Origin of the sequence: Paenibacillus sp. ACRRX (genome assembly GCF_022346885.1) — a bacterium.
Lineage (GTDB): Bacteria > Bacillota > Bacilli > Paenibacillales > Paenibacillaceae > Paenibacillus_B.
Map to the genome: position 1 here is coordinate 1,074,585 of NZ_JAKRNK010000002.1, position 13,469 is coordinate 1,088,053.

The window sequence follows — 13,469 nt, forward strand, 5'->3', positions numbered from 1 at the left end:
TTCTAAAGGATGTGTGCTTCTTTGGCATCAAAAAAGTAAAGCACCTGTACATCCACCGGCCGTTTCCATATTTTCTCGATCGCTCGTGCATACAGACCAAGTTGGAAGCGATAATGGTCAACTAAAGCTTGAACTCCCCCGCGCGCAGCGCGTACACGATCTGTCTTGAAATCCAGTAAAATAAGCTTGCCTTCATGCTCAAACAAACAGTCAATTACACCTTGTACCAGCACTGTCTCATGGTCCAGCAAGCCTGCATCATCACGAGCGGCAAAGGTTGATGTCGCAACAAAACGAAGCTTATCACCCATATCCGTTTCCACTTGGTTCATTTCGATTGCATAGGCTTCTGTTGCCGTCAATCCGTAACTGAATGGCATTTCACGATAAACCAACTTACTGCCCAGCAATCTGCGACCCATATCATGCTCAAAAAATGCTTGTACTGCATTTGCATCTATGGCATCAGCTTGAGGTTGTGACATCAAGTCTCGCTCCACCATAACCGCAATTGTCGCCTTTATAATGTCAGTTGTCATACCTGCTTGAAGGTCCAGCGGCAAATGCTGCATCAAGAAATGATATGCCGTCCCTCTTTCAGCAGCTGTAAGCCGAGTATTCTCCATAAAGCGCGGTCGCCTTAATTGCAGCGTATATCCCGCCATTGGATCTTTCTCATCCTGCCCGTCGTCACCGACAGCCTGTACCCATGAAGATTCTGGCCACTCCTCTTGTGTAAACAGCCGCTTCATTTCGGTAACCGATGTTTTAGCAGGTAGTAGTTCCGCAATACGATAGGGGTTGCGCCACCCTAACCGCTCTTCTATGAAAGGCCGGAATGATGGATTCGATGGGTCTTCGACTTCAGCCCACTCATCCAACTGTACGAGTCGCTCCAACTGCTCTGCCATCACTTGGGGAAGCGTATCCTCAGCGCTTGTATCAAGCTGCAGCGCCAGTACAGATGCTGATACGATAGACAATTTCCACTGCGCTGTCTCTTCCAGCATACATTCACCGTTCCGATTGGGAAGCCCTGCATAATTGCGCCAATCTGCTGCGGCAGCATGTCGAATGATCGCTGGACCAATCCAATCCAAGTAGGACCTGGCCCGTGCGATCATATAATCGGGAAGCAACATCTCATTAATATCAAGCGCCTCACCCCACTGGCGAATTTCTTTTACGGCATCGCTAACCGTACCGACAAGTATCAACTTTTCTTTAGGTCTCGTTAAAGCTACATAGAGAACACGCTGCTCTTCCGCAAGCAATTCCAGCTTCATCTGTCTCCGTATTGCTAAATTAGCCAGCGTGGGATAGGTGACTCGTGTCGCCTCATCAACGTATTTCGGTCCAAATCCAAGCTGCTTGTGCATCAAGAAGGAAGCATTCAAATCCTGCTGGTTGAACATCTTGGCAAGCCCTGCAACAAATACAACAGGAAATTCCAACCCCTTACTTTTATGGATGGTCATAATACGAACGACATCCTCCTGCTCACCCAACGCTCTTGCTGTGCCTAGATCGCCGCCAGTACCACGCATACGGTCTATGAAGCGCAGAAAACGAAACAGTCCTCTTACGGAGGAAGCCTCGTATTGTCGTGCACGATCATATAAAGCACGCAGATTAGCTTGTCTCTGCGTACCGCCAGCAAGCCCGCCAATCCATTCAAAATATCCTGTCTCGCGGTAAATTCGCCAGATCAATTCAGACAATGAGCCTTGCCGCGATTCGTTCCGCCAATTCTCCAATTGCTGTAGGAAAGAGCGAATTCGATTTCTAGTACTCATACTAAGATGTGGCTGACCCCGCGTATGTCCCGTTTCGTCATGCGGCAATGAGCCATCACCAGCCGGAGTCTCTATTGGCTCATCAGCAGCCAATTGAAGTGCGTCCGCATAAGGCATGTTTGATCCATGCAGACGAACCTGTGCCAGTTCCTCTGCTGTCAGGCCAACGATAGGTGAGCGAAGCACGCCAGCAAGCGGAATATCTTGATAAGGGTTGTCTATTACACGAAGCAATGACACCATCACTTCAACTTCAGTAGCCTGAAAATACCCTGTACTGAACTCCGCATATGCCGGGATTCCTTCAAGTCGAAGCTCTTCTACCATTAAAGGCGCCCAGGCTGATGTAGCCCTTAACAAGATTACGACATCCCGATAGGTGACCGGACGCATACGCTGCAGCTTGCCGTCAAATATGAGATACGGCGACTCTCCCTCATCGCCTAGCATCCGTCGAATCCGTGCAGCAATTGCACGAGCTTCTAAGCGTGCCGTTTCCAGTTCAGCGGCGTCTACAGCCGGAGCTGTCGGATGATCAGCCATCACCTCATCAACAGCCACATCGTCGTCCTCTTCATGAACAGCTTCTACCCGACTGCCCTTCTCAATGAGCAGCAGCTCTGCCGCAACGCTTTGAGGCTCTCCTGCACTGTCAGACGATTCTGGATAATATGCTGCGCCGAATTGCAGTTCAGCAGCTTGATCATACTCAAGCTCTGCCACCTGTTTGTTCATCACCTGTCTAAACAGCATATTAACCGCATCTACCACCTGTTTGCGACTCCGGAAATTGCGCGCAAGATCGATCCTCGTGCCTTCGCCTTCGCGACCTGGACGGTACGATTCATATTTGGCCAAGAACAATCCTGGCTCCGCAAGTCGGAAACGATAAATACTTTGCTTGACATCACCGACCATAAATCGATTCCCAACACCATCACGTGTAATTAAGTTAACAATGGCTTCTTGAACCATGTTCGTATCTTGGTATTCATCCAACAAAATTTCTACAAACTGTTCCCGGTACTGCAGCGCTGCATCAGAAGGAAGCGTACGAGCTGCCGTTGAATCCTTTGTACGTAAAATTCGTAAGCAATAATGCTCCAAGTCAGAAAAATCAAGTAAACCCTTAGCCCGTTTGGCTAGCTCGTAACGCTCGCCAAATGCCTTAACGACACCAGCCATCTTATCCATCAGCGGGGCCATCTCATGCAGTTCCTTGAGAAATTGCGCTGGCGTCCGGCGATACAATTCCTCACGAAGCTGCTGGTACCGCGCTTTCGCCTGATCACGAAGCCGCTTCGTCTGTTCCTGCAGTGATTTGTCATACTTATCTCCGCGACAGGCCGCCAATCTGCCGAACTCAAGCTGCTCTATACTGCCGCTCATCTCGTGCCAAGGGAGACGTTCTGCAGCTTCCATAATGGCACGAGCAGCCTCCAATTCAGGCTGCAGCGCCGCTTGATAAGGTTCCGGCCCTCCGGGCGCTGTCGTCAGCTGTAGGGCTTGACGAAGCAGTTCTACAACTGCATTCAGACCTAGCCTTGTGTCCTTCATTACACTTTCCGCCCACGGCGTGTGGGATAATTCTTCTATTGACTGTGCTTTAAAGGACGTCACCATACCGCTAATCCATTCATTCGGCCAAGGATGACTGTGTGAAAAATCATACAGTCGCTGAATCAGGCGAAAAGCAGCTTCATCGTTCCGTTCTCCACTAAACCAATCCACAAGTCTGCGGAACAATTCATCTTCTTCTGCATAAAGCTCTTCAAAAAGATCCTGCAGCACATCTTGCCGGATGACCTCCGTTTCGGTAGCATTCGCGACACGGAAGGCGGGGTCCAGACCTATCGTTTGGAAATATCGTTGGATCACTTCAAGACAGAATGAGTGCAGTGTTGTGATAGAAGCACGATTCAACAGTGCCAACTGCCTTTGCAAATGCTCTGATTCAGCATTGAGCTCCAGCGCTCCTTCGAGCGCAAGGCGAATACGTTCCCTCATCTCCGCCGCAGCCGCTTTGGTAAATGTGGCCACCAACAACTGATCGACATGCACAGGGTTGCTCTCATCGCTAATTTTACGAATAATACGTTCCACTAGTACTGCTGTCTTACCTGAACCTGCCGCAGCAGCAACAAGGATATGTCGACCGCCATCAACGACAGCACGCCACTGTTCGTCTGTCCATTTGGAGCCAATCGGCTTAGGAGGAAGGCTAACAGCTATCTGCTCGTGCTCGGACTGATGAACGGCATTCTTTTGTAACTCTGCATCTGTGATAATCAGTTCCCGTACAGTCCCGACATCATTGCTGCCTCTTGTTTCAACATTTACATCTACATCGTCCAAGCGATCAAGTGACAAAGCTGCATGCCCTTGTTTATCTGTATCACTCATGTTCCCTTCCCCCTTCCTGCAGCTTGATCCATACTTCTTCCTTGCTTAACTTCGGAAGCTGATTATATTGATTACCCTCTACCAGTTCATCAAATTGGCATACAGGCTTGAAATCACAAAAATCACACGCTTTGTGTGTCCCCATCCGGTAAGGCTCAATCTGTACATCTCCTTCGGTAATCTGCGTACCGATACGCTGGATTACATTGCGTGCGGTATGACGAAGCAGATCCCACTGCTCAGTCGTCGCGACGCTTGCATTGCTATAAAATGAGCCATCCTGCTTGACGGCTACCGGAATCACATCCGAATACCCCTTCTCTAACGGAGCATCCATCTTGGATACAACCTCGCGGTCGGCCAGCACAAGACCTTTAAGCTTGAACTTCTTCAGCAGTTGTTCATGAGCTTGGTCTTCGTCCATGCCATTGGATGCTGCAAGCAAAGGATTATGCACGTGAAAATATAACGCTCCTGCCGGAAGAGCTGTCTGCCCGATCCATTCTTCGGCATTGGTCAACAGCACATCCAAGTAAGTCAGCATCTGTAGGGACAGCCCATAATACACTTCGTGCAGCTTGAGATCTGTCGCACTAGACTTATAATCTACAAGGCGCAGCAAAATGCCCTGTTCACTATCGGCGCAGTCCACACGGTCAATTCGGCCAACAATCTCCATCGTACAACCATTAGCTAACGTAAAAATAAGCGGGGGCAGCGGCTTATCAGGGCCGAAGTCCATTTCCAATGCCAATGGTTCAAATTCTCCGCGCTTTGAATGTTCGCCGATTACCGATGCTGCCCGGCTGACGATCTGCTTCAACTTACGAGAAATATGCTGATATCGCTTCGTGCTGAGCAGAATTTCCCCTTGCAGGCGCGGTGCCAGGATGTCTACAATTCGATCTGCCTCTGCTCGACACTCATCGGGTGTTAAAGCCGCCCAAGTACGGCCGTCTGACTTTAAGTCGGTTGCGAAACGGCTTAATGCCGCATGGAACAATTGACCAATATCAGGTGCCTCTAAACGATATAACTGCCGTTCCTTCAGCTTTAAACCGTGCGAAGCAAAATGGGAAAATGGACAAGCAACAAAACGTTCCATACGTGACACGCTCGTCCGCAGCTTCTTGCCATACAGCATCCGACTTGTTGATTGTTCTAATGGCTGTACCTGATTTCGGTACACAAGCGAACCCACCAGCGTGCTTAAGCGGTCATGCCATCTGGGATTGGATTGAAACCAGCGATAAACCTCCCACCAGACAGGTGCAATCTCCCGCCCACGCCTCCATTCGCGCAGTTGAGCAATCAAATGCCGCAGCGCAGTCTCTGGATGCGATACATATGCGAACTGCTCTGATTCAGACATAAATTCATTAGGCTCCGTCATGAGAAGCTGCTCCTGTACATGCGGAAACATCGTACGCAGCATACGGATAACTTCTGACGGAATCAGTGATTTTCCTTCCTCATCAGCAAGTGCATAACTCACCCACAGACTGCTGCACGGAGCAGACAACGCATTATAGATCAGGAATCGCTCGTCAAGCAGCTTGCGCCGTATGCCGGGGGCTAATTCCATTCCCATGTCAAGCAATACGTCACGCTCATGTTCCGTCAGCACCCCTTCTTCGAGTGGTCGCGCCGGAATAACGCCATCATTTACTCCTAACATGTACAAATGATGAATCTGACCTGACCTCGTACGGTCCATCGTTGCAATCAGCACTTGATCAAGTGCTGGCGGCACAAGTGCAAGCTTAACGCTCTCGAACCCAGTCTCGAGCATCCCAGCAAAGCTTTCGATCGACATCTTTTCATCCCCGACCATCTCAACCATCTGGTCAAGAATATCCAGTACCGCTCCCCACATTTGACGATGCTCACGTGAACGCTGCACGTCACCGTTCAGAAGTGCTTCTGTGCTCATACGTTCCAATTGTTGCGGAACTTGCAAGTTCATCCAGAACTGATACAAGCCCTCGCACATACGGCGCACATTTTGCGCACGAGCCAATGTATGCTGCAGGTCAGCAACAGGCTCAGCGATCAACTGACGACACTGTTCAACCCAAGCCGGAGCCTGTTTTGCCGATATATCAAGGTCATCGTGTTCTTCCAATGACAGAGAAGGCACTGTGGGCCAAGGCCTGCCATTTGTCCAACGTGACCCTTCGATACCTGTGGCCAGTACATAATTCTCAAACCGATCCAGATTGGCCCTAGTAATCGAACCATCCTCCGGAAGAATAAACTCAGTCTTTACAAAACGAAATACAGCATCCGCACGCCAATATCCAAGCATAATATCCAGTGCAGCACGAGTCATCTCTACGAACGGATGATGCAGAACGCCACGCTTTTGATCCATAAAAAAAGGAATATCCGCATCGGTAAAAACAGTCTGGATCAGTTCTGCATAATTCCCAATATTACGCACCATTATAGCCATATCCCGCCATCTAGTTTCGCCGCCGCGAACGCGACGCAGCATGTCCCGCGCCACTGCTTCAACTTCCGTACGACGGTTTACGGCGGCATGCACCGATATCGCTTGCTGTTCCTCTAGTTGCGTTGTTGCCTCCTGCCATGGCCTGCGCCGTTCAAAGCTGCGTTCCAAGTGAGCTAACATCGGCACTGAATTAAAACGCGGCAGCCTTCTGCCTTCCGCTTCTCGGAGCCAGACCACGTCGTTAATGGGCACACTTAATGTGTCAGCCATATCCTGCAATTTGCAATAAGTCGTTGCTGTAGGATGGAACAAGTTCAGTTCTTGTGGAAGCTCTCCACGTTCGTAAGGGCGATCTAGCGTTAATGTCAGATGAACTTGCTTCGCATGAAGTAAAAGTGCTGCTAATACAGACAGCTCTTGTGGCGTAAAACCATGAAAGCCGTCTATCCATATTTCTGCTTCACGAATATAAGCTGACTGAGGCACGTTCTCTGCAAGACGCATCAGTACATCTTCGCCATCCAAATAGTGATGAGCCAACTCCGCTTCAAATTCATGCATCACACCCGCAATATCATGCAGCTTTGCGGAGAGCAGGGGATGCCCGCTTGTCCCGCTTAACAAAGACAATTGCTCCTCTACGTCTGCAGTTTGAATGCGGTAACGTTTCATCTCATCAAATAACGAGTTTAACTTATCAATGAAGCCGAACTGCTCAGAAGCTCCCGCAAACAAGGGTAGGTCCTGTTTATGCCGCTGTAATATTTTATACAGCAGCATTTTCTTGCCTTCCTCGTTAATTGGGGTTAATGAGGCCCCGCCTGTTTCCTGCATCACTCGATAGGCCAACCGCCGAAAGCTAAATACTTGAGCACGCAGCAAGCCATTCAGTCCTTCTGACTTCACAAGCGTATGCTCCATTTGGAAAGTTCCTTGTTCGGGTACTAGCAAAATAAGCGGTGGACCTTCCGGAGATGCGCTCAATCGCTCGCGCAGTCTGTTCAGTACAGCAGTGGTCTTGCCGCTGCCTGATCTGCCGATCATAAATGTTAATGCCATCGCCATCTCCCTCTCCATTTTCCTCTATTGTTATATATAAATGGTTCATGAATAATTTTTTGGTTCTACACGATACCAATAAATAACACACTTTGTTATGCACAGCGCTCACCATCTGCCTGTTAGGTACCATTATAACATGACAATTATAAGAACACTCGTTTGTAAAGATTGCCGCAGCATGCAAGATTAGAGAACGAACAGCGTATCGAATTTGACTTCTTTCACCTGTTGTTGTGAGCCCGCACGACATAAAAAAGCCATCCATAGATAGTGAAATCCTCTACCCTTGGATGGCGCTCAGGCGCTTAAGCCAGTGCTTAGCAGCCAAATTTATAAAAATAAAGTTTATTTGTTCCTGTTATTTTTCTATTTCGATCGCACTTCAAATACAGCAAACTTCAAATAATGACCTTCGTCAACACCAGCAATCTGTGGATGGTCCTTGCCGGCTGCACGCCACTCAATCAAACGCAGTACTTTCCCTGCATCCTGAGCCGCATCTAGAACCGCGTTCATAAACAGATCTGGTCGCATATGGTACGAACAGCTTGCTGTAACTAGATAGCCGCCCTCATTTACAAGCTTCATGCCTTGCAGATTGATGTCTTTATAACCACGAAATGCACCTTCTACTGCTCCTTTAGTCTTGGCAAAGGCAGGCGGGTCTAAAATAACAACATCCCAGGTTCTGCCGCCGCTCGCGGTAATCGGCTTAGACGTATCCACCTTTTTCTTTCCCGTCGAAGACGCTGTAGCGGACCGCTCAAACCGCTCCTCCTGACCACGCACCTGCATACGCAAGTATTCAAAGGCATCAGCCACTACGAACTCCACGCGTTCAGTAAAGCCGTTCAGTTCTACATTTCGCTTGGCACTTTGGATCGCATGATCCGAGATGTCAAGACAAGTCACCGACTTGGCTCCATACTTGCAGGCATGAAGTGTAAAGCTGCCTGTATGCGCGAAGCATTCCAGCACTGTAGCGCCATCCCACCAGGGGAACGTCACAGGCTTGCCTTTAGCATTAACAGGCAGTGTCTGAATACCTTGTTCTGTATCGACTTCCTGCATACGTATGCCGCTGCGCTCGCCCCATCCCGTCATTAATGGTTCAATACTTGCTCGATTCTCACGCTGATCGAAGAAATAACCAGTCTTCTGACCTTCTACGATATCCACCTCGATCGTTAGTCCATTCTCCTGTACCTGAACATGGCGCGGGCAATCTCCGAATAGCAGCCCTGTTCGCTGTTCAAGCCCTTCACGTTCGCGAATGGGCACATCGCTGCGTTCATATATTCCTTTTGGTTCGAGTACCTGTACCAGCGCTTCAATGATAGCTTCTCGTCTAACGTCCATGCCAAGCGTAACGATCTGGACGACCAGTATGTCATCAAAGCGATCTACTACTAGACCTGGTAGAAAGTCGGCCTCACCATACACGAAACGGTACGCTGTTGCTCCTGACAAAAATCGCTTACGATGCTTAAGCGCTTCACTGAAACGTTCTGCGAAATAAGCTGTGTCCATTTGTACAGCAGGTTCGTAAGACACGATGCGGACCGTAATTTGTGAGGCCGCATTATAGTAGCCCGTCGCCAAATATTTCCCTTTATCGGTGATGACATCTACTAGTTCTCCTGGCTCTGGCTGCCCGACGATTCGTTCAATTTCGGATTGATATACCCATGGGTGAGAACGCTCCGTGCGCTTCTTACGTGAACGTGTCAGTACTACCTGTGGTCGTTGGTGGCTTACTGCTGCTTCGATGTGAATTCTCCTCCGTATTGTGTGCTCATTACGCTGCCAGACTCCATCAGTTTGTCATGGTTGTCTGCGGACGAGCATACATATTGATTAATGTAAGGCAGGAACTTCTTATATTTAAAAATGGTTGTGCCATTGAGCATTTCAAAAGGAGTTTGCTTATGTTCAACGAAATGATACTGCCGTTAATCGCAGGCTTGGCGTTATTTCTATTTGGCATGAAAACGATGGAATTCGCCCTCCATTTATGGGCAGGTCCATACATGCAGCGCATGCTGCACTCTTCAACCAAGACACCTCTTCACGGGATGATGTTCAGCTCACTGATGACTGCTGTTATGCAGAGCAGCACAGCGATTACGGTTATCTCGATCGGGCTTGTGAATGCGCGGCTGATGGCATTTTCCCGCACGTTAGGCATTATACTCGGTACGAATATAGGCACATGTCTAACAACTGAGCTGATTGGGCTGAATATTAATCAATATGCCATGCCGCTGCTTCTCTTATCCCTGACAACGTGGATGTGGAGTGTGATTGCGGATGATATTGCTCCCAATCTCATTCCTCGCATTCAACATTGGTGGCGGCCGCTGCAATTTGCATCAATCGCAACTGCAGGCTTCGCCTTTATACTGCTTGGCATCGAATGGATGAAATCGATTAGTGAGCCGCTTCAACAGCGCGGTGTGTTTAGCTGGTTTCTTGAGCGCTCGCAAGACAGCTTGCTCTGGGCGCTTGTAGCCGGCATGGTCATTACCGCGCTCGTGCATAGCAGCGCAGCCATCATAGCCATGGCCATGGGATTATCCGCCACCGGAGCATTGCCAGTCGAGGTAGGCATTGCTATCGTGATCGGTTCGAATGTTGGCACATGCTTTACTGCGCTTATCGCCTCCATAGGGGGAAGTCGAAGTGGTCAGTACGTAGCCTGGAGCCACGTTGCGTTAAATGTAGGTGGGGCACTGCTGTTCTTCCCGCTGCTGCATCAGCTGCATGCCGTATCCGCTATGTTAGCACCGGAAGCAGCGTCACAGATTGCACGCGCCCAGACCATATTTAACATCGGCAGCTCACTCCTCGCGCTCCCCTTCTGTTATTTACCGGTATGGAAGCGTATATAACCCAAACTACATTCATCACTCATTGCGGCACGATATCTTAAACATCAACAAACTTGTGGCTAAACGTTAGGTGCGAATACCCAAGAGGGAAAACGCTCCATGTACAATATCATCGTTATTGTCATAACCCGACTCTTGTTGAAGCTGCCAAGCCTCATCCGGATTGTACCAATTCACACCGCGAATTTCTTCTACTTGCGCCTGAAGTTCGCCTTCTTCGGCTTCAACGAGGTAATAATGGACTTCTTTGTCCACAGTTCCATGCTCCGCATGCTCGTACTGATAATGAATCACGTTGATTGGCGCTACAATTCGACCGCGGATTCCGGTTTCCTCTACAATTTCACGAAGCGCGGTTTGTTCAATTGTTTCGCCGGGCTCCATCTTACCTTTGGCAAGCGACACTTTACCATATCGGTCTTGGATAAGTTGTATCTCCAACTGCTCGCTACGTGTGCGGTAAACTACACCCCCAGCAGATATCTCTTTCATACACTGATGCCTCCCGTCATTGATAAGATATAGTTGAACTCTATTTTGTGCAGATTGGCACTAAACGCAAGCTGTTTATTGGTGTAGAGGGTATGTACACATCCTTACTCACATACTAGCCCATAAGAAGGAGGATTTCATCCTCTCCCAGAATAGGGAACTGAAATCCTCCGTGACTTGCCTATTCATCTCTTACATGCTAGCTGCCTGATCCATGTGCGCATCTAATACACGTACGAGTACCCCGTGACATTCATTAACGCCTGGTTCCGTAATCTTGACACGGCACAGCTTGCCAATCAAAGATTCATCTCCGTCAAACAGCACTTGCAAGTAATTATCTGAATAACCCATTACCTTGCCTTGTCCAGATGCCCCTTTGGAATCCCGCTCTGGAATTACATCGACCACTTGGCCTACAAATTGCTCCGCGTACTCGAGCTGCATCTTTTCCGACAAGTCAATCAGTTCATGCACGCGTGCATGCTTGATTTCTTCGTCTACTTGATCTTCCATTCTTGCGGCAGGCGTACCCGTACGCTTTGAATACGGAAATACATGCATTTCTGAGAATCCAACTTGCTTCATAAATTCGTACCCTTCACGGAACTGTTCGTCCGTCTCCCCAGGGAAGCCAACGATCACGTCAGTAGTGATCGCTACGTCAGGCATAGCTTTTCGAATTCGGGCAATCTTGTCCGCAAATTCTTCAGTCGTATACTTACGGCGCATACGTTTTAATACTTCTGTATTTCCAGCTTGCAGCGGTATATGAAGATGACGACACATCTTGGTAGACTTGTCTAACACTTCAATCATACCGTCATCAATCTGACTCGCTTCAATGGAACTGATACGAATCCGCTCAAGCCCCTCTACCTTGTCCAGATCCTTTAACAGATCGGTTAACGTGTAGTTCTCCATATCATCGCCGTAGCCGCCTGTATGAATACCTGTAAGCACAATTTCCTTGTAACCTGAAGCTACTAGTTGATGTGCTTGCTTAAGTACACTTTCAGCCTCCCGGCTGCGGGACAATCCACGTGACCATGGGATAATGCAGAACGTACAGAAGTTATTGCATCCTTCTTGAATCTTCAAAAATGCACGCGTACGCTCAGCAAAGTCAGGCACATCTAATTCCTCAAATGCCCGTGTCTTCATGATATTACGTACGGCATTAATTGGCTTGCGCTCTGCATGAAGCTGATTCACATAATCCATTAGTTTCTCGCGGTCTTGCGTACCAATGACCAAATCTACTCCCGGGATATCCATAATCTCTGCAGGCGATGTCTGCGCATAGCAGCCTGTCACCGCAATAATCGCATCCGGGTTGCGGCGAACCGCACGTCGAATGATCTGGCGGCTCTTCTTGTCGCCAGTATTCGTAACCGTACAAGTGTTAATTAGATACACGTCAGCAGTCTGTTCGAAATCAACCTGCTCATACCCTTCTGACTTAAACAATTGCCAGATGGCTTCGGTATCATAGAAGTTAACTTTGCAGCCTAATGTGTAAAATGCTACCGATGGCATGTTCACACTCCCCCCATCTCACCAGTCTCGTACAGCAGGCATGCGAGTGCCAGCATACCTGCTGTCTCCGCACGTAATATGCGGCGTCCCAACCCAACACAACGAGCACCTGCGCTGGTGATCTCCTCCACCTCGCGCGGTGCGAATCCGCCTTCCGGACCTACAACAATCATCACTTTGGCATTCCCTTTATGTTCACGGCGTTCCATTACAAATGGATGGATAATATCCCGCAACTGGGTGCCACGCTCGTCCTCATAACAGAACAACACAAGCTCATAGCTGGCCACGTGTTGAAGCAGCTGCTTCCAACTCATGCTGGAAGATATCGAGGGTACACGATTACGGTGAGACTGTTCTGCTGCCTCTTTAGCAATCTTACTCCAACGCTCGATACGCTTCGCTTCCTTCTTGGCATCGTACTGCACCACAGTGCGTTCCGATACAAAAGGAACAAATGACGCAGCCCCAATCTCTGTGCACTTCTGAATAATGAGCTCCATCTTGTCGCCTTTCGGCAGACTCTGCGCAATGACGACATCGTAATGCGGCTCACGATCAAGTTCCCTCATTTCGACGATACGTGCTTTCACCGCACCCGCCTCAACAGAAGTATACTCTACAAGCGCTTCGCGAGCTTCCCCATCGCTTACGATAAATAAATCGCCTTCCTTTGTGCGCATCACATGAGTCAAATGATGGGCATCCTGCCCGCTAATTTCAATATAATGCTCTCCGAATTGCTCGGGAGCGACAAAATATTTTTGCATCGTGGTCAACATCCCTCATCATACACGTTTTGAAGCCGGATCGCCACCGTTTACAACATTT

Annotated in this window: 8 protein-coding genes; 1 reads left to right on the top strand and 7 read right to left on the bottom strand. The window is 48.8% G+C overall.

What is annotated here, in order from left to right; all coding sequences use genetic code 11:
* Positions 1-2: 2 nt before the first annotated feature.
* From addA to MH117_RS10560, 4 genes are all read right to left on the bottom strand, one after another.
* Complete coding sequence (gene addA, locus MH117_RS10545; RefSeq protein ID WP_239328598.1) at positions 3-4,199, bottom strand: helicase-exonuclease AddAB subunit AddA; 4,197 nt, start codon at positions 4,197-4,199, stop codon at positions 3-5.
* On the bottom strand, positions 4,192-7,713 hold the full coding sequence (gene addB, locus MH117_RS10550; protein ID WP_239328600.1) for a helicase-exonuclease AddAB subunit AddB: 3,522 nt from the start codon (positions 7,711-7,713) through the stop codon (positions 4,192-4,194). The genes addA and addB overlap by 8 nt, the downstream gene beginning before the upstream one ends.
* A gap of 369 nt (positions 7,714-8,082) precedes the next feature.
* A complete protein-coding gene (locus MH117_RS10555) occupies positions 8,083-9,486 on the bottom strand; it encodes a class I SAM-dependent rRNA methyltransferase (protein ID WP_239328724.1) in 1,404 nt (467 codons plus the stop codon).
* Positions 9,471-9,626 (bottom strand): hypothetical protein, encoded by a 156-nt coding sequence (locus MH117_RS10560; protein WP_239328601.1) that lies wholly within the window; start codon positions 9,624-9,626, stop codon positions 9,471-9,473. The genes MH117_RS10555 and MH117_RS10560 overlap by 16 nt, the downstream gene beginning before the upstream one ends.
* A gap of 18 nt (positions 9,627-9,644) precedes the next feature.
* Here MH117_RS10560 and MH117_RS10565 point away from each other — a divergent pair, with 18 nt between their 5' ends.
* Positions 9,645-10,607: a Na/Pi cotransporter family protein gene (locus MH117_RS10565; RefSeq protein WP_239328602.1), complete on the top strand. Its 963-nt coding sequence runs from the start codon at positions 9,645-9,647 to the stop codon at positions 10,605-10,607.
* 66 nt (positions 10,608-10,673) lie between these two features.
* On the opposite strand, the gene MH117_RS10570 is transcribed toward MH117_RS10565, so the two are convergent.
* The 3 genes from MH117_RS10570 to MH117_RS10580 form a co-directional block, all read right to left on the bottom strand.
* Positions 10,674-11,099, bottom strand: a complete 426-nt coding sequence (locus MH117_RS10570; protein ID WP_239328603.1) for an NUDIX hydrolase — start codon at positions 11,097-11,099, stop codon at positions 10,674-10,676.
* A gap of 192 nt (positions 11,100-11,291) precedes the next feature.
* Positions 11,292-12,638 (bottom strand): tRNA (N(6)-L-threonylcarbamoyladenosine(37)-C(2))-methylthiotransferase MtaB, encoded by a 1,347-nt coding sequence (gene mtaB, locus MH117_RS10575; RefSeq protein WP_239328604.1) that lies wholly within the window; start codon positions 12,636-12,638, stop codon positions 11,292-11,294.
* 2 nt (positions 12,639-12,640) lie between these two features.
* Positions 12,641-13,408, bottom strand: a complete 768-nt coding sequence (locus MH117_RS10580; RefSeq protein WP_239328725.1) for an RsmE family RNA methyltransferase — start codon at positions 13,406-13,408, stop codon at positions 12,641-12,643.
* Positions 13,409-13,469: the final 61 nt, after the last annotated feature.